We start from the raw sequence: 17,093 nt of genomic DNA on the forward strand, positions 1-17,093 counted from the left end.
TCCTCCCAGCCCGGAACCCCCAGCCCGGGCCGACACCGCCGCCGGGAGGCGCACGATCCACCGACTGGCCCACAATGACCCGGTGAACGACCTCGCTCTCCTCCTCACCCCCGAAGGCCGTGCCCTCCTCGACGAGGTCCGCGACACCCACCCGGCCGACGAACTCTCCGTCGCCACCCGGCTGCGCCGCGAGCACCCCGCCGAGCTGGTGTCGGCCGCGCTCGGCCAGGCCCGGCTGCGGCAGCGGGCTGCGGCGAAGTTCGGGGCGGCGGACGCGGGGCGGATGTTCTTCACGCCGAACGGGGTCGAGCAGTCGACGCGGACGAGCGTCGCCACCTACCGGGCCGAGCGGTTCAGGAACCTCGGGGTGACCTCGGTCGCCGACCTGTGCTGCGGGATCGGCGGGGACGCGATCGCGTTCGCCCGGGCGGGGATCCGGGTGCTGGCCGTGGACCGGGATCCGGCGACCGCCTCCGTGGCACGGGCGAACGCCGAGGCGCTGGGGCTGGGCGAGCTGATCGAGGTGCGCGAGGCGGATGTCACGGAGGTCGACAAGGGCGGCTACGACGCCGTGTTCGTCGACCCCGCCCGGCGGGGTGGGCGATCAGGAGGGGCCGCGCGACGGGGGTCCGCCCAGGCTTTCGGCACCGGGGGAGCGCCGGTGGGGGGCGGTGGCCGGGCGACGGGCGGGCGGATCTTCGACCCCGAGGCCTACTCCCCGCCCCTCTCCTGGGCGGTCGAGGCCGCCCGCAGGGCACCCCGAGCGGCGCTGAAGGTGGCGCCCGGCATCCCGCACGAGGTCGTTCCCGCCGACGCCGAGGCCGAGTGGATCTCGGACGGCGGGGACGTCAAGGAGGCGGTGCTCTGGTTCGGCACCGAGCCGGGCGCGGTGCGCGCCACCCTGCTGCCCGGCCCGCGCACGCTGCTCGGCAGAGGGCTGCCCGACCCGGAGGTCCGGCCGGTGGGCCGCTATCTGTACGAGCCCGACGGCGCCGTCATCCGCGCCCATCTGGTCGCCGAGGTGGCCGAGCACCTGGGCGGCGGCCTGATCGACCCCACCATCGCCTACGTGACCGCCGACGAACCGCGCCCCACGGCGTACGCCTCCGCCTATGAGATCACCGACCAACTCCCGTTCAACGTCAAGAAGTTGAAGGCCCTGCTGCGGGAGCGCGAGGTCGGCACGCTGACCGTGAAGAAGCGCGGCTCGGCCGTCGAGCCGGAGGAACTGCGCAGGAAGGTCAAGCCGCACGGTCCGAACGCGGCGACCGTCTTCCTCACCCGGGTCGCGGGGGCACCGACCATGCTGATCGGGGCCCCCGCGACACCGCCCGCGGCTACTGCGCTGCCGTAGTGCGCAGCGCTCCGAGGTCCGGCGCGACCGTGGCCGCCCGCTGCGGGGCGGCCGGCGAACTCGTCGGCGGCTCCAGGCCGTTGTAGTACGGCGTGTACGTCCACTGGCTGCTGCTCGCGCTGATCGCGGTGCCCGCGGAGTTCAGCGCCGCCGTCGACACCGAGCCGGTGCCGCCGAAGGCCGCCAGGCCGTTGATGTTCGCGGCGCCCTTGACCAGGTAGGACTTGGTGTCGGCGGACAGCGGGTCGACGGACGTCCACAGCAGCGGGCCGAAGACGTTCATCGCCGAGGCGGCCGTCGTGCCATCGCGCCAGCTGCCGGTGGAGACGAGGGCCGCGTTGCTGGGGCCGGACCACCAGAACCGGGCGAGCGCGGCGGCGGTGCCCTCGTGGGTGCTCGCCGTGATCGGGTAGTAGGTGTACGTCGACGGCCAGTTGGAGAACGAGGTGTGCGTGAGCGCGTACTTCGCCGAGGCGCCGACCGGGATCATGTAGGTGTGCCGCGGGTCCAGGCCGTTGAGGTACGACTTCACGGACGCGGTCAGCGAGTTGTCGTCGTTGAGCACGACGACCGCCTTGCTGCTCGTGCCGTCCGCGCCGGCGGCCGACGCGGCGGCGAGCGCCGAGTGGTAGTCGGTGCCGGTGGCGATGAAGACGTAGTCCGGGGCGCTGGTGACCGACTTGGCCACCGCGACCGAGGTCGAGTAGCGGGAGGTGCCCGCCAGCCGCTTCGGGGTGAAGCCGAGCGAGCTGACCTTGGAGGCGACGGTGCTGCTCAGGATCGACGTGCCGCCGATCAGGTAGACGCTCGCGCCCGGCTTGAGGATCCGCTTGAGCTCGGTCTGCACCGACGAGTCCAGCGCGCCGGCGGAGGTCATCAGGACCGGGCCGTGCTTCTTGCCCGCGAGGGCGGGCGCGGTCAGCGCGTACGCCTGGCTGTCCTTGGAGACCAGGACGGCGGAGGAGGCGTTCATCAGGCCCGGCTCGCTCTTGCCGAGGGTGTTCCAGGTCCAGCGGGACCCGGCGATGCCGGTGCCCTGGGCGTCGGCGCCCCAGACCCGGCCGACGGCGTTCTTGCGCAGCGGCTGCCAGGCGAGGTCCCCCTTGGTGGTGGCCGGCGAGTCGTAGAGGACCTCGGTGGTGTTCGCGGCCAGGTCGAGGACCTGGTCCTGCTGGTCACCGGAGGCCGTCGTCAGCTGGTACGCCAGCCGGGTGCCGTCGGGCGACCAGGCGGGCTTGCTGATGGCGCCGGTCTCGTCGGGCAGCAGCGAAGTGACCGCGCCGTCGGCCACGTTCACCGTGTACAGCTTGGAGCCGACGGTGTAGGCGACCTTGGTGCCGTCCGGGGAGATGGCCGGGGCGTTCGCCTTCCCGGTGACCAGCTGCTTGAACGTGCCGGCCGCGCCGTCGTACAGCCACACGGCGCCGTAGCGGGTGTCGCCGCTGCACGTGGTGCCCGAGCGGATGAACGCCAGCCTGCCGTCGACGGCGCCGCTGGGCTGGCTGTCGCAGCCCTCCTGAGCCGTGGCGAACAGGTGCTGCTGGGTGCGGCTGCCGTCGGACGGGGCGACGCGCAGCCGCCCGCCGAGCGTGAAGACGACCCGGCTGCCGCCCCACCAGAAGGTCGGGTCGTCGGCGAGGATCGAACTGGTGGTGTTGACCGGCAGCTCCACCGGCCCGGTGAAGTCGTGCCCGACCACGTTGACGCGGCCGGTCGACTGGTTGACGTAGGCCATGCGGCTGCCGTCGGGCGACCAGGCGGGCTTCATGGCGTTCTTCACCCGGACCACGGGCGCGGTGCCGTCCTCGTACAGCTGCGAGACGGCGCCGTCCAGGTCGCCGGTCAGGATGCCGGCGGTGGCGGTCCAGCCGGAGGTGCCGGCCGAGGCGCCCGGGGCCAGCACGGCGCCGGTGCCGGCGGTCAGGGCCGTGGCGACGGAGAGCGCGACGAGTCTTCGGCGCGCGGAGGATCTGAGATACGACAAAGGGTGTACCCCCCACAGGTAACGGATGGTGCCGCCCCACCGGCGGAAGGTGTCACGCCGGTTGCGTGGCGGCCGCGCAAATGTAGACCGTCAGTGACCGGTAAGGGAATGCAGTTTCGCGATCAACAACTGCCGCTCGCGGTCGTTGCGGGCCAGGCCCGCTGCCCGCTCGAACTCCGCGCGGGCCTCAGCCGTACGGCCGAGGCGGGCCAGCAGGTCGCCGCGGACGCTGGGCAGCAGGTGGTAGTCGCGCAGGGCGGGTTCGGCGGTCAGGGCGTCCACCAGCCTCAGCCCCTCGGCCGGGCCGTCGGCCATCGACACGGCGACCGCGCGGTTCAGCTCGACCACCGGGGACGGGGCGCGGGCCGCCAGCAGGCCGTAGAGGGTGGCGATGGTGCGCCAGTCGGTCTCCTCGTAGGTGTACGCGTGTGCGTGGCACGCGGCGATGGCCGCCTGGAGGGCGTACGGGCCGGGGGCCCCGCTCGCCGTGGCACCGGCCCGGTCGAGGGCGCGGATGCCACGCGCGATGAGCATGCGGTTCCAGCGGCGGCGGTTCTGGTCCTTCAGGAGGACGGGGGTGCCGTCGGGGCCGGTGCGGGCGGCGGTGCGCGACGCCTGGAACTCCAGGAGTGCGGTCAGGCCGTGCACCTCCGGCTCCTTGGGCATCAGCGCGGACAGCACGCGGGCCAGCCGCAGCGCGTCCTCGCACAGGCCGGGGCGGAGCAGGTCGTCGCCGGTGGTGGCCGCGTACCCCTCGTTGAAGATCAGGTAGATGACGTCCAGGACGGAGCCGAGGCGGGCCTCGCGGTCGGGGCCGTAGGGCACCTCGAAGGCGACGTTCTGCTTCGCCAGGGTGCGTTTGGCGCGGACGATGCGCTGGGCGATCGTCGGCTCCGGGACGAGGTAGGCGCGGGCGATCTCGGCCGTGCTCAGGCCGCCGAGCAGGCGCAGGGTGAGCGCGGTGCGGGCCTCGGGCGACAGCACCGGGTGGCAGGCGGTGAAGACGAGCCGGAGCAGGTCGTCGTCGATGTCGTCCGGGTCGGCGGGCGCGTCGTACGCGGGCGGCGCCGTCTGCAGGTCGCGGCCGATCTCGGCGAGCTTGCGGGCGTAGGTCTCGCGGCGCCGGACGAGATCGACGGCGCGGTGCCGGGCGGTGGCCATGAGCCAGGCGCCGGGGTTGCCGGGCACGCCGTCGCGGGGCCACTGCTCCAGGGCGGCGACCAGCGCGTCCTGCGCCAGTTCCTCGGCGATGCCGACGTCCCGGACGATCCGGGCGACGCCGGCGATGACCCGGGGCGACTCCAGACGGAAGACGGTCTCGATGGTGTGGGCGGCGGTGGGAGCGGGGCGTGCTGGGGTGGGCTGTGGTTCCACAGCCCACCATGCAACACCCCCGGGCGGCCCGAGGCCAGGGACGGCTCAGCCCTCGGCGATCTCCCGGACCTCACAGGTCACGGTCCAGTACTCCTCGTGGGTCTGCAGGAACCGCTTGGTCCACTCGATCGCCTCGTCCATGTCCTTGCACTGCATGAGCGCATAGCCGCCGACGACCTCCTTGGACTCGGTGAACGGCCCGTCCGTGACGGCGAGCCTGCCGCCCTCCCAGCGGACCCGCTTGCCCTGGCTGTGCGGGGTGAGTCCGGCGGTGTCGAGCATGACGCCGGCCTTGGTGATCTCCTCGATCAGCTCGCCCATCCGCTGCATCAGCTCGGGGCTGGGGCCCTCGGGCGGCGCGGTGGACTCGTCGACGCGTACCAGCGAGAGATAGCGGGGCATGGTGGCTCCTTCGGTCGGGGCGGCGGGGCCTGTCCCCGCCACTCACCCATGCGTCGAACGCGAGACACCGGGATCGACACGCCCACCGAAGTTTTTTCTTCAGTTTTTCCGCGGTCTCTCTCAGCGCAGGGACGCCCACAGCTCGCGCGCCGCCGGCTCCTTCGCGATCACCCGGTTGGGGTCGGAGGGGGCGGTGACGACCGGCATCATCACCGTTCTGACCCGGTCGGCGGTCAGGCCCCTCAGGCTCTGGCCGAGCCGCATCAGCTCGCTCAGGGAGTCCAGGCCGGTGTCGGTGGTGAGGCTCGCGGTGACCGCGTCGGCGACCCGGTACAGCCTGGCCGGGTCGGTGAGCAGGTTCGTGGCGGCCATCTGCTCCAGCAGGGCCTTGACCAGCATCTGCTGCAGCCCTATGCGGCCGAGGTCGCTGCCGTCGCCTATGCCGTGCCGGGTGCGGGCGAGCGCGAGGGCCTGCTTGCCGTCGAGGTGGTGGGAGCCGGCCTTCAGGTGCAGATGGCTCTGGTCGTCGTCGATGTTCTGCGTGGTGGTCACGTCGACCCCGCCGAGCGCGTCGACCAGCCTGGCGAAGCCGGAGAAGTCGATCTCGACGTAGTGGTCCATGCGGATGTCCGTGATCGACTCGACGGTCTTCACCGCGCACACCGGCCCGCCCACCGCGTAGGCGCTGTTGACCATCGCGCCGTAGGCCACGGCCGTCGAGCCGCCGGAGGCGAGCGGGCAGGACGGGCGGGTGACGAGGGTGTCGCGCGGGACGCTGACGACGGTGGCCTTCGTACGGCCCGCGTCGAGGTGCACGACCATCGCCGTGTCCGAGCGGGCGCCGGAGCTGTCGCCGCCGCCGAGCTCCTGGTTGGCCTTGCCGCTGCGCGAGTCCGAGCCGAGGACCAGGATGTTCAGGGAGCCGGTCGGCAGCGGGGAGGCGGCGGCCGAGGGGGTGACCACCGCCCTGGCCGGGCGGTCGTCTCCCAGTGCGCTGTTGATGTCGACGCTTTTGATGTTGTGGTCGAGGTGCCAGTACGCCCAGCCCACCGCGGCCGTGCCCAGCACCAGGGCGCCCGCCAGGGTGAGGCCGACGATCTTCAGCGCTCCCGACCGCCGGCCCACCCGTCTGCCTGCTTCGCCGTGCTCCTCTTGGTACTTCGTGTGTCGCGTCACGGCAGGAACGTAAGTCCGAATTATTAGGGGACTGTTAGCGCAAGCCGCGAGAATCGGTTTTCTTCGGAATTTCTCCTGCCGCGCCTCGTCCCGGCGTCACGGTCGGTACCGGACTGCCGCCGCTCCGCGACGCGTTGAAACCGGCCGGGTCCCGCCCAGGGCCTGTGCAATGCCGTAGCACGCCGGTTTCGGCTGGTAGTTCTCGTCGTACGGGGTGACGTTCACACAGCGGGTGACGGCGGGGCAGGCGGCCACGACCGCGTTGAAGTCGGCCTTCTGCTGGGCGAGTTTCGCGCTGTCCGCGGGCAGTCGCATGCGTACGTCCAGCTCGGTGGCCGAGGACCAGATGGGCCTGCAGGCCGACGCCGTCGATGGGAACGCCCCGCGCCTTCAGGGACCTGACCAGGTTGTACAGGGCGGTGGACTTCGCGTTCACGCCCTCGACGTTGTAGTCGTCGATGTACAGCCTGGCGTCCGGGTCGGCGGCGTGCGCCCAGGTCGGGGCGCCGGCGATGTAGCCGGAGCCGAGGCCGTTGTACCAGATCGTGGAGCGGTAGCTGCCGTCGTCGTTGAAGGGTTCGTTGACCACGTCCCAGGCGGCGAGACGGTCCCCCACTTCATGGCGTTGCCGGGGGTGAGCGAGCTGAACTGGGCCCCGGCGAACGCGAGGGACAAGCCGAGTCTCAGCGTTCTCATGGCGGGGCGCCTCCGAAAGTTTCGGTGGATCAACCGATTGACTTCGGAGGAGTGTGGGGGCGCCCACCTCACCCGTCAATACGTCAACTTCAGGCCAACGCCGTCACCCGGCAGCGGGCGCCGCGCTACTGCTGCGGACGACGAGGCTGGTCGCCAGCTCCACCCGGGTCGCCGCCCGCTCCTGCCGCTCGCGCCCCAGCTCCAGCACCAGCCGGGCGGCGGCCTCGGCCATCTCGGTCAGCGGCTGCCGTACGGTCGTCAGCGGCGGGCCGACCCAGCGGGCCACCGGCAGATCGTCGAAGCCGACCACGCTCAGGTCCTCCGGGATGCGCAGCCCCAGCTCACGGGCGGCCTCGTACAGGCCGAGCGCCTGCAGGTCGTTGCCCGCGAAGACGGCCGTCGGCCGGTCGGGGCGGCGCAGCAGCTCCAGGCCCAGGCGGTAGCCGGAGTCGTGGTGGAAGTCGCCGGCCACGATCAGCGAGGGGTCGACGGGCAGGCCGGCCGTCTCCAGGGCGGCACGGTAGCCGTCGACGCGGGCGCGGCTGCACATCATCCGGGACGGTCCGCTGATCGCGCCGATCCTGGTGTGGCCGAGCTCGACCAGATGGCGGGTGGCGGCGAGTCCGCCCTGCCAGTTGGTGGCGCCGATGGACGGCACGTCCGGGCCCGGGTCGCCGGCCGGGTCCATCACCACGAACGGGATGGAGCGGCTGGTCAGCAGCGCCCGCTGGGACTCGTCGAGCCCGGACAGCACCAGCACGACGCCGTGCGGGCGGCGCGCGGCCACCTGGTCGGCCCAGGTCCGGCCCGGGGTGAGCCGCCCGGCCGACTCGGACAGCACGACGCTCAGTCCGGCATCCCGGGCCACGTTCTCCACGCCCCGGATGACCTCCAGCGCCCAGGCGCTCTCCAGCTCGTGGAAGACCAGGTCGATCAGCGGCGACCGGGACGCCTCGGCGCGGCGGCGCCGGTAGCCATGGGTGCGCAGCAGTTCCTCGACCCGGGTGCGGGTCGCGGGGGCGACATCGGCACGGCCGTTGAGCACCTTCGAAACAGTCGGAGCCGACACCCCGGCCTCACGGGCGATTTCGGCGAGGGTCGCCGTCTGCGTCTCTCCGGCCGTTCCTGCGGGCTTCGAAGGCTTCATGCCCGCGATCGTATCCCCGCCTGCCCACTTGACGAAGGCGTGCGCGCGCCATAGGTTCCCGGAACATTCGGTATCTTCTTCGAAACATTCGTAGCACCGCAGCATCCCTTCGTGAGCGACAGTCAGAGTGACGGGAGTTCCATGACCACCGCTCCTTGGCGCGACCCCGCCCTGTCCGCCGACGCCCGCGTGACCGACCTGCTCGCCCGGATGACCCTGCAGGAGAAGGCCGCCCAGCTGTACGGCGTGTGGGTGGGCGCCGCCACGGACGGAGACGGCGTCGCCCCCCTGCAGCGCGAGATGACCCCCGACGCCGACTGGGACGAGCTGATCACCCACGGCCTCGGCCAGCTGACCCGCTCCTTCGGCACCGCCCCCGTGGAACCGGATCTCGCAGCGCAGGCCCTCGCCCGGGCCCAGCGCCGGATCGCCGCCGCCGGCCGCTTCGGCATCCCGGCCGTCGCCCACGAGGAGTGCCTGGCCGGCTTCACGGCCTGGCGGGCGACCGCGTACCCGGTGCCGCTCGCCTGGGGCGCGGCCTTCGACCCGGCGCTGGTCACGGAGATGGCCCGGCGCATCGGCCACGACCTGCGCGCGTCCGGCGTCCACCAGGGCCTCGCCCCCGTCCTGGACGTGGTCCGCGACCCGCGCTGGGGACGGGTCGAGGAGACGATCGGCGAGGACCCGTACCTGGTCGGCACCATCGGCACCGCCTACGTACGCGGCCTGGAGTCGGCCGGGGTCGTCGCCACGCTCAAGCACTTCGCCGGGTACGCGTCCTCGGCGGGCGCCCGGAACCTGGCGCCGGTGCGGGCCGGCGTGCGGGAGTTCGCGGACATCACCCTTCCCCCCTTCGAGATGGCGCTGCGCGAGGGCGGGGCCCGCTCGGTGATGGCGGCCTACACCGAGACCGACGGCGTACCCGCCTCCGCCGACCCGCGGCTGCTGACCGAACTGCTGCGCGAGGAGTGGGGCTTCACCGGCACGGTGGTCGCCGACTACTTCGGCATCGGGTTCCTGCAGACCCTGCACCGCGTCGCGGCGGACGAGGCGGAGGCGGCGCACCGGGCGCTGGCCGCGGGCATCGACGTGGAGCTGCCGACCGTGAGGTGCTACGGCTCCCCGCTCGTCACCGCCGTCACCGAGGGCCGCATCCCGGAGTCGCTGGTGGACCGCGCGGCCCGGCGGGTGCTGCTGCAGAAGTGCGAGCTCGGCCTGCTGGACGCGGACTGGCGGCCGGAGCCGGCGGGCCCGGTGGACCTGGACTCGGCGGAGAACCGGGCCGTGGCGCGGCGGCTGGCCGAGGAATCGGTGGTGCTGCTGGACAACCCCGGCGGAGTGCTGCCGCTGGCCCCCGACACCCGGATCGCGGTGGTCGGCCCGCGCGCGGCGGACGCGCTCGCCCTGCTCGGCTGCTACTCCTTCCCCTCCCATGTCCTCACCCACCACCCCGAGGTCCCGCTGGGCATCGAGATCCCCACGGTGCTCCAGTCGCTGCGGTCCGAACTCCCGGACGCCAAGGTCACGTTCGCCGAGGGCTGCGGGGTCTCGGACCCGGACACCGGCGGCTTCGGGGAGGCGGTGGCCCGGGCGGCGGAGGCGGACGTGTGCGTGGCGGTGCTCGGCGACCGGGCGGGCCTGTTCGGCCGGGGCACCTCCGGCGAGGGCTGCGACGTCACCGATCTCCAACTGCCCGGTGTCCAGGCGGAGTTGCTGGACCGGCTGGTGGCGACGGGGGTCCCGGTGGTGCTGGTCCTGCTCACCGGGCGGCCGTACGCCCTGGGCCGCTGGCACGGCCGGCTCGGCGCGGTCGTGCAGGCCTTCTTCCCCGGCGAGGAGGGGGGACCGGCGGTGGCCGGGGTGCTGTCCGGCCGGGTGAACCCCTCCGGGCGCCTCCCGGTGAGCGTGCCGCGCGTGCCCGGCGGCCAGCCCTGGACCTACCTCCAGCCCCCGCTGGGCCTGGCCGGCGAGGTCAGCAGCCTGGACCCGACCCCGCTGTACCCGTTCGGCCACGGCCGCTCGTACACGACGTTCAGCTGGGAGGACGTCCACGCCCCCGAGGCCGGGATGCCGACCGACGGCTCGTACGACCTCTCCCTCACCGTCCGCAACACCGGCGACCGCGCCGGGGCCGAGGTCGTCCAGCTGTATCTGCACGACCCGGTGGCGAGCGTGACCCGGCCCGACGTACGGCTGATCGGGTACCAGCGGGTGGCGCTGGCCCCGGGCGGATCCCGCCGGCTGACCTTCCGCTTCCACGCCGATCTGTCCGCGTTCACGGACCGCACCGGGGCACGGGTGGTGGAGCCGGGCGCGCTGGAGCTGCGGCTGGCCGCGTCGAGCACGGACGCGCGGCACACGGCACGGATCCGGCTGACCGGGCCGGTACGGACGGTGGGGGCCGAGCGGCGGCTGCGGTGCGAGGTGGAGGTGTCCGAGGGAACCGATTGAACACCAGGGGCCGGGTGGAACGTATGGGGCTGCGGCCCAACCACATCGAACCAAGTTTCGCAAGACCCCTGACACGGGCGTTCAGGCTGCTTTCAGGTCGCCCCTGGCAGGGTCGGGCGTAAATGATCACCCCCCACCCGGCAGGAGCGGTTTTGACGACGACGAAATCCGTCATGAAGAAACTGCCCGAGGTCACCCTCGCGTTCTGGATCATGAAGATCGCGGCGACGACCCTGGGCGAGACCGCGGGAGACCTGTTCTCCCAGACGCTCAAGCTCGGCTACTTCCTCACCACCATCGCCCTGTTCCTGGTCTTCGTCGTGACGCTGGTGGTGCAGCTGCGCTCCGCGCGCTACAACCCGTTCTTCTACTGGACGGTGATCCTGTCGACCTCCATGGCCGGCACCACCATGTCCGACTTCATGAACCGGGACGCCAGCGCCCAGTACCTCTCGAACGGCGCGACGAAGCTCGGCTGGGGCCCGCAGGGGCTGGGCCTCGGCTATCCGGAGGGCGCCGCGATCCTGATCTCGATCCTGCTGCTGATCTTCCTCGGCTGGAAGCTGAGCGGGATGACCTTCCAGATCACCGAGATCGTCACCTTCCGGGGCGAGGCCCTGTTCTGGTCGGCGATCCTCGTCTCCAACACCCTCGGCACCTCGATGGGCGACTTCCTGTCCGACAGTTCGGGTCTGGGCTATCTGGGCGGCGCGGCCCTGGTGACCGGCGTACTGCTCGTCCTGGTCGCCCTGATGAGGGTCCCGGCGGTGCCGAACGTCCTGCTCTTCTGGATCGCGTTCGTGCTGACCCGCCCGCTGGGCGCCACGGCCGGCGACTTCCTGACCAAGCCGGTCGCCAAGGGCGGCCTGGACCTGGGTACGGCCGGTTCCTCGGCGGTGCTGCTCGCGGTGCTGTTCGGGCTGATGGGCTACGCCCACGTCAAGGAGCGGCGGGCCGCGGCCCCGGCAACGAAGGGACCCGAGGCCGAGGCGGTCCGGCCCGAGCGGGCCGGGCGCCGGTGACGCGAAACCCCGCCCCGGATGTTGCGGGGCGGGGTTCGTGTGGAGCGCCGGGCAGGCCTTGCACCTGCATCTCCCCGCAGGAAGCGGGACGTCTTTCCTTGGACCACCAACGCACTGCGTCCGGGACGGTTTCCGATGTCCGGGTTCCGGCCGTTCGCTGTGTGATGATCATAGCCCAGGTCGGGGGGCTCCTGGCAACTCAGTCGTCCGCGACCGACTCGAACCGCCACCGGTGCACCGGCCGGGTCACCAACTCGGGCCCGGGGTCGGACAGTTCGGGGACCACGGCGTCGTACGGCGCGTCCCACCAGGTGATGACCAGCACCCGGTCCTGCGGCGCGCGGAGGGTCTCGCGGCGGAGCGGCTCCGGGGCCAGCGGCTGCTGCCGCACCCAGGCCAGCAGTTCCCCGCCCCGGCCCTCGGCCGCCCGGGCCTCCCACATCAGGGCGACGGTCACGAGTACAGGTTCTCCTTGCTGATCTCGTGCACATGGTCGTGGTCGCCCGGGACGTGCGGGTCCGTGACCGGCAGGGAGGAGTCGGCCGACAGGTCCCAGCCGGAGGCGGCCCGGTTGCGGGCGACCATCTCGGCGCCGAGCGCGGCCACCATCGCGCCGTTGTCCGTGCACAGCTTGGGGCGCGGCACCCGCAGCCGGATGCCGGCCGCCTCGCAGCGCTCCTGGGCGAGGGCGCGCAGCCGGGAGTTGGCCGCGACACCTCCGCCGATCATCAGGTGGTCGACGCCCTCGTCCTTGCAGGCGCGGACGGCCTTGCGGGTCAGGACGTCCACGACGGCCTCCTGGAAGGAGGCGGCCACGTCACGGACCGGGACCTCCTCGCCGGCCGCGCGCTTCGCCTCGATCCAGCGGGCCACGGCCGTCTTCAGCCCGGAGAAGGAGAAGTCGTAGGCCGGGTCGCGGGGGCCGGTCAGGCCGCGCGGGAAGGCGATTGCCTCCGGGTCGCCCTCGCGCGCGTAACGGTCGATGACCGGGCCGCCCGGGAAGCCCAGGTTCAGCACGCGGGCGATCTTGTCGAAGGCCTCGCCGGCCGCGTCGTCGATGGTCGAGCCCATGGGGCGGACGTCCGAGGTGATGTCCCCGGACAGCAGCAGCGAGGAGTGGCCGCCGGAGACCAGCAGGGCCATCGTCGGCTCGGGCAGCGGGCCGTGCTCCAGCTGGTCGACGCAGATGTGCGAGGCGAGGTGGTTGACGCCGTACAGGGGCTTGCCGAGGGCGTAGGCGTACGCCTTGGCCGCCGAGACGCCGACGAGCAGGGCGCCCGCGAGACCGGGACCGGCGGTGACGGCGATGCCGTCGAGGTCCCTGGCACTCACGCCGGCCTGCTTCAGCGCCCGGTCGATGGTCGGGACCATCGCCTCCAGATGCGCCCGGGACGCCACCTCCGGTACGACACCGCCGAAGCGGGCGTGCTCGTCCACGCTGGAGGCGACGGCGTCCGCCAGCAGGGTGGTGCCGCGGACGATGCCGACGCCGGTCTCGTCACAGGAGGTCTCGATGCCGAGGACGAGAGGTTCGTCAGCCATTGATATCGGTTCCTTGTGCTGAAGCTGAAGGGTCGGTCAGGCGCATCACCAGGGCGTCCACGTTGCCCGGCTGGTAGTAGCCGCGTCTGAAGCCGATGGGTTCGAAGCCGAAGCGCTCGTAGAGCTTCTGGGCGCGGACGTTGTCGACCCGGCACTCGAGCATCACCTCGTGGCACTCGAACGCGGTCGCCGCGCGCAGCAGCTCGGTCAGCAGCCGTCCGCCCAGGCCGGTGCCCTGGAGCTCGCGCGCCACGGCGATGGTCTGGACGTCGCCCTGCTCACCGGCGGCGACCAGTCCGGCGTAGCCGACGATGCGGCCGTCGGTCTCGGCCACGAGATAGCGCCGGGTCGCCTCGGCGCCCCGGGAGTGCGCCAGTTCGGACCAGAACATGCCCCGGGACCAGGCGTCCTCGGGGAACAGGTCCTTCTCCAGCTCCAGGACCGGGTCGATGTCCCACCAGCGCATCTCGCGCAGTCGTACGGTCACTTCGGGGTGACCACCTTGTAGTTCTTGGGCACCTGGGCGTCCGGGCGGCGCAGATACAGCGGCCGGGGTGCCGGCAGCTCCTCGCCGGCGGCCAGCTTCTCGACGGCGAACGAGGCGAGGGCGGCGGCGGAGACGTGCTCGGGCTCGTGGGCGCCCGGGAACGTGTCCGGGTAGAGCAGCGCCCCCGCGCCCACCGCCGGGAGGCCCGCGACCTGCTCGGCGATGTCGGCCGGCCGGTCCACCGCCGGGTCGGTCAGCCGGGTGCGGGAGTCGGCGTACTTCGCCCAGTAGACCTCCTTGCGCCGGGCGTCGGTCGCCACGACGAAGGGGCCCTTCTCGATGTCGGCGGCGTAGGCGAGGCCGTCCAGCGTGCACACGCCGTGGACGGGGACGCCGAGCGCCAGACCGAAGGTGTCGGCGGTCATGAGGCCGACGCGCAGACCGGTGTACGGCCCCGGGCCGATGCCGACGACGATGCCGGTGACGGCGTCCAGCCGGAGCCCGGCCTCGGCGAGCACACGGTCCACGGCCGGCAGCAGCAGCTCTCCGTGCCGGCGCGCGTCCACCTGACTCGACGAGGCGACGACGTCCGTGCCGTCGTGCAGCGCGACGGTGACAGCGGGTGTTGCGGTATCCAGAGCGAGCAAGAGCACGCGAACAGCCTACGGCGCCCGCGCCGTGTGCATGGCCGTCCCGGGCGGACGGTCACTGACTGCTACCGTCTGTACGAAGTACGACATATCGCATCAGGAACATGAGCGCATCGGGACCATGAGGAAGAGGTGAGCGCACATGGCGGGGACCAGCTCGCTGATCGTGGCCGGCCTCACCGCGGCGGCCCTCGGAGCCGTCGGCCTCCTCGGCTACCAGGCCCGGGAGACCGCACCGGCACACCTGAGCGGCAGCCCCGGCCCGAACGCGTCGGCGAGCGCGGGCAGGACCCCGGGCGGCCGGCACAGCCCGTCCTCGGTGCCACGCGGGTCCGGTACGGGTGAACGGGTCGTGTACTCGGTGGACGACGACCGGGTCTGGCTGGTCGACCAGGGGAACCGGGTGCAGCGCAGCTTCAAGGTCCTCCCCGGCACGGTCGACCCCCCGCCGGGCACGTACTGGGTCACGTCCAGGTCGAGCGCGACCACCGGCACGGACGGCGTCCCCGTCGAGCACGTGGTCCGGTTCACCAGCGTGCAGGGGCTGGTGATCGGATTCAGCGCGGCCACCGCTCCGCGAGCGGCTGCCGCCGAGCCGAGCGTGCGGACCGGGGGGATTCGGGAGACGCGGGCCGACGGGGAGGCGATGTGGATGTTCGCGACCATCGGGGTGAAGGTTGTCGTGATTCGCTAGGCCGCGTGCCTCGACAGGCCGTCCGGCGGCTGCGGGTCCGTCGTGACAGGTCGCGCCCCCGCGGCGGTGGCCGCGTGTTCGGCAGGGCCCCGCGCCTCTTCGGGGCGTGCTTCCGGGGCCCGGGGTGGACAAGAGACCGTTTTCGCCGCCTCACACGACGCCAGCAGGTCGCGCATGGACACCCCGATGGGGCGAGGCTCGGTCATGGACGCCTCCTGAAGTGCGGGGGCGGGCGTAGTTAGGCACGCCTAACTACGAGCTGGATACCATGTGACCACGCCCGGGACTCCCGGCGCAACATGTTGCCGACGGCTTGTCGGAATCCCGGTGCTCAGGCCGTGAGCATCTCCAGGCCGACGCCCGCCCAGCGCTCCCCCAGGCCCGTCAGGGTGACGTGCCGTACCTCGTCGGTGGTGTCTCCGACCGCGCGGTGGATGAGGACCTGGAGCCGGTCCTCCGTCAGCTCCTCGACCTTGCCCTCGCCCCACTCCACGACGATCACCGAATCGGACAGGCTGACGTCGAGGTCCAGGTCCTCCATCTCGTCCAGGCCGCCACCGAGCCGGTAGGCGTCCACGTGGACCAGCGGCGGACCGTCGCCCAGGGAGGGGTGCACCCGGGCGATCACGAAGGTCGGGGAGGTGACCGCGCCGCGCACACCGAGCCCCTCGCCGAGCCCGCGGGTCAGCGTGGTCTTGCCGGCGCCGAGCTCACCGCTGAGCATCACCAGGTCGCCCGCGCGCAGCAGCTTGGCCAGCCTGCGGCCCAGTTCTCGCATCTGCTCGGGCGAGGTGATCGTCAGCCGGGTCTCAGCGGGGTCCTGCGGTGCTGCTGGTGCTTCCATAGCCCATAACCGTAGCCCCTGCGGGCACGGCACCCGCGCGGGTGAGCAGGTCGGCGAGGCGGTCGGTGACCACTTCCGGGTGTTCCAGCATCACCAGGTGCCCGGCGTCCGGGACGAGCACCAGCTCGGCGTCGGGCAGCAGGTCGGCTATGGCCTCGCTGTGCTCGCTGGGCGTGACCAGGTCCCGGACTCCGGCCAGCACCAGCACCGGCATGTCCCGGAAGCAGGCGAGCGCCTCGGTCTTGTCGTGGTCGGTGAAGGCCGGGTAGAACTCGGCGACCACGTCGATCGGCGTGGACTCGATCATGCGCTCCGCGAACCGTTCGACGGCCGGGTCGACGTCCCGCCCCGCGAACGAGTACCGCTTGATGATCCCTGCGAACAGGTCGGCGGTGGCCCGGCGCCCCTTCTCCACCAGCTCCGCCTGCTGCCCGAGGGCCTTCAGCACTCCGGGGAGGATCCGGCGCACCGCGTTGACACCGGCGAGCGGCAGCCCGAAGTTGACCTCGCCCAGCCGCCCGGACGACGTACCGACGAAGGCGGTGGCGACCACCCTCTCCTGGATCAGTTCGGGGAACTGGGCGGCGAGCGCCATGACCGTCATCCCGCCCATCGAATGGCCGACCAGCACGATCGGGCCCTCCGGTACGGCGGCGTCGAGGACCGCCTTCAGATCGCGGCCAAGCTGGTCGATGGTGACCGGCACCCGGTCCCGGGTCTGGGCCGCGCCCCGCCCGGAGCGGCCGTGGCTGCGCTGGTCCCAGTGCACGGTCCGCACGACCCCGCGCAGGGCCGCGCGCTGGAAGTGCCAGGAGTCCTGGCTGAGGCAGTAGCCGTGGCAGAAGACCACGGTCACGGGCGCGGGGGCCTTGCGGCCGAACAGGCGGCGCCGGCGCGGGGAGACATGGGGGCCCGGGTCGGGCTCGACCTCGTCCAGCTCGTAGTACAGCTCGGTGCCGTCGTCGGCGATCGCCTTGCCCGGGGTGCCGCGCAGGGTGCCGTAGGGGCCCGCGGAGTCCAGCGCCAGCCGGGCCTTCCGGCGCATCCCGCGCCCCACCGTCATCCGCTCGACGGCGACACCGGCCGCCGCGCCCGCGGCGAGCACACCTATCGCGGCGCCGGCGATGCCGGTCGCCCTGCGCCAGCTTCCGGCCGCCCCCGCGGCGGAGGCGGCGGCCGCCGAGGCGACGACGTCCGCCACGACCTCGGCACTGCTCTCGCTCACGTACCGCTCCTCTTCGCCGTACTGCAGTTCGCTGGGTGGTGCGAC

Annotated in this window: 15 protein-coding genes, 1 tRNA gene and 1 pseudogene; 4 read left to right on the forward strand and 13 right to left on the reverse strand. The window is 72.5% G+C overall.

What is annotated here, in order from left to right:
- The first annotated feature begins 82 nt into the window (after positions 1 to 82).
- Positions 83 to 1,354 carry a methyltransferase domain-containing protein gene (locus tag ACFYZB_RS17860; RefSeq protein ID WP_388759331.1) on the forward strand — a complete coding sequence of 424 codons (1,272 nt, stop codon included), beginning with the start codon at positions 83 to 85 and terminating at the stop codon, positions 1,352 to 1,354.
- On the opposite strand, the gene ACFYZB_RS17865 is transcribed toward ACFYZB_RS17860, so the two are convergent.
- The 6 genes and pseudogenes from ACFYZB_RS17865 to ACFYZB_RS17890 form a co-directional block, all read right to left on the reverse strand.
- Positions 1,338 to 3,338, reverse strand: coding sequence for a cell wall-binding repeat-containing protein (locus ACFYZB_RS17865; protein WP_388759333.1), 2,001 nt, complete (start codon positions 3,336 to 3,338; stop codon positions 1,338 to 1,340). The genes ACFYZB_RS17860 and ACFYZB_RS17865 overlap by 17 nt on opposite strands.
- 90 nt (positions 3,339 to 3,428) lie before the next feature.
- Entirely contained in the window at positions 3,429 to 4,712 is a 1,284-nt protein-coding gene (locus ACFYZB_RS17870) for an RNA polymerase sigma factor (protein WP_388759335.1), read from the reverse strand.
- Between the two features lie 45 nt (positions 4,713 to 4,757).
- The gene (locus ACFYZB_RS17875) at positions 4,758 to 5,114 is read right to left on the reverse strand and encodes a YciI family protein (protein ID WP_351210458.1); all 357 of its coding nucleotides are present in this window, start codon (positions 5,112 to 5,114) and stop codon (positions 4,758 to 4,760) included.
- A gap of 120 nt (positions 5,115 to 5,234) precedes the next feature.
- Positions 5,235 to 6,290 carry an LCP family protein gene (locus ACFYZB_RS17880; RefSeq protein ID WP_388759337.1) on the reverse strand — a complete coding sequence of 352 codons (1,056 nt, stop codon included), beginning with the start codon at positions 6,288 to 6,290 and terminating at the stop codon, positions 5,235 to 5,237.
- Between the two features lie 147 nt (positions 6,291 to 6,437).
- Positions 6,438 to 6,936, reverse strand: a pseudogene (locus tag ACFYZB_RS17885) (endo-1,4-beta-xylanase); the annotation flags it as partial.
- Positions 6,937 to 7,089: 153 nt separating this feature from the next.
- Complete coding sequence (locus ACFYZB_RS17890; protein ID WP_388759339.1) at positions 7,090 to 8,133, reverse strand: LacI family DNA-binding transcriptional regulator; 1,044 nt, start codon at positions 8,131 to 8,133, stop codon at positions 7,090 to 7,092.
- A 141-nt stretch (positions 8,134 to 8,274) separates the two neighbouring features.
- Between ACFYZB_RS17890 and ACFYZB_RS17895 the strand changes: the two genes are divergently transcribed.
- Together ACFYZB_RS17895 and ACFYZB_RS17900 are read left to right on the forward strand one after the other, a co-directional pair.
- Positions 8,275 to 10,584: a glycoside hydrolase family 3 N-terminal domain-containing protein gene (locus tag ACFYZB_RS17895; RefSeq protein WP_388759503.1), complete on the forward strand. Its 2,310-nt coding sequence runs from the start codon at positions 8,275 to 8,277 to the stop codon at positions 10,582 to 10,584.
- 152 nt (positions 10,585 to 10,736) lie between these two features.
- Positions 10,737 to 11,606, forward strand: a complete 870-nt coding sequence (locus tag ACFYZB_RS17900) for a hypothetical protein (RefSeq protein WP_388759341.1) — start codon at positions 10,737 to 10,739, stop codon at positions 11,604 to 11,606.
- Between the two features lie 40 nt (positions 11,607 to 11,646).
- On the opposite strand, the gene ACFYZB_RS17905 is transcribed toward ACFYZB_RS17900, so the two are convergent.
- The 5 genes from ACFYZB_RS17905 to tsaB all read right to left on the reverse strand — a co-directional run bounded on the left by ACFYZB_RS17905 (position 11,647) and on the right by tsaB (position 14,288).
- A tRNA-Arg gene (locus ACFYZB_RS17905) sits at positions 11,647 to 11,719 on the reverse strand.
- 86 nt (positions 11,720 to 11,805) lie between these two features.
- A complete protein-coding gene (locus tag ACFYZB_RS17910) occupies positions 11,806 to 12,063 on the reverse strand; it encodes a hypothetical protein (protein ID WP_388759343.1) in 258 nt (85 codons plus the stop codon).
- Positions 12,060 to 13,148: a tRNA (adenosine(37)-N6)-threonylcarbamoyltransferase complex transferase subunit TsaD gene (gene tsaD, locus ACFYZB_RS17915; RefSeq protein WP_351210454.1), complete on the reverse strand. Its 1,089-nt coding sequence runs from the start codon at positions 13,146 to 13,148 to the stop codon at positions 12,060 to 12,062. The genes ACFYZB_RS17910 and tsaD overlap by 4 nt, the downstream gene beginning before the upstream one ends.
- Positions 13,141 to 13,614, reverse strand: a complete 474-nt coding sequence (rimI, locus tag ACFYZB_RS17920) for a ribosomal protein S18-alanine N-acetyltransferase (RefSeq protein WP_388759505.1) — start codon at positions 13,612 to 13,614, stop codon at positions 13,141 to 13,143. The genes tsaD and rimI overlap by 8 nt, the downstream gene beginning before the upstream one ends.
- 17 nt (positions 13,615 to 13,631) lie before the next feature.
- Positions 13,632 to 14,288 (reverse strand): tRNA (adenosine(37)-N6)-threonylcarbamoyltransferase complex dimerization subunit type 1 TsaB, encoded by a 657-nt coding sequence (tsaB, locus tag ACFYZB_RS17925; RefSeq protein WP_351210453.1) that lies wholly within the window; start codon positions 14,286 to 14,288, stop codon positions 13,632 to 13,634.
- 139 nt (positions 14,289 to 14,427) lie between these two features.
- Between tsaB and ACFYZB_RS17930 the strand changes: the two genes are divergently transcribed.
- On the forward strand, positions 14,428 to 14,979 hold the full coding sequence (locus ACFYZB_RS17930; RefSeq protein WP_388759346.1) for a hypothetical protein: 552 nt from the start codon (positions 14,428 to 14,430) through the stop codon (positions 14,977 to 14,979).
- A gap of 331 nt (positions 14,980 to 15,310) precedes the next feature.
- Here the strand turns inward: ACFYZB_RS17930 and tsaE are convergent, their stop codons facing one another.
- Positions 15,311 to 15,823, reverse strand: coding sequence for a tRNA (adenosine(37)-N6)-threonylcarbamoyltransferase complex ATPase subunit type 1 TsaE (gene tsaE / locus ACFYZB_RS17935; RefSeq protein WP_388759348.1), 513 nt, complete (start codon positions 15,821 to 15,823; stop codon positions 15,311 to 15,313).
- On the reverse strand, positions 15,789 to 17,048 hold the full coding sequence (locus ACFYZB_RS17940) for an alpha/beta hydrolase (RefSeq protein ID WP_351210448.1): 1,260 nt from the start codon (positions 17,046 to 17,048) through the stop codon (positions 15,789 to 15,791). Before ACFYZB_RS17940 ends, tsaE begins: the two co-directional genes overlap by 35 nt.
- Positions 17,049 to 17,093: the final 45 nt, after the last annotated feature.

Origin of the sequence: Streptomyces sp. NPDC001852 (assembly GCF_042891825.1) — a bacterium.
In the GTDB taxonomy this organism is placed as follows: Bacteria; Actinomycetota; Actinomycetes; order Streptomycetales; family Streptomycetaceae; genus Streptomyces.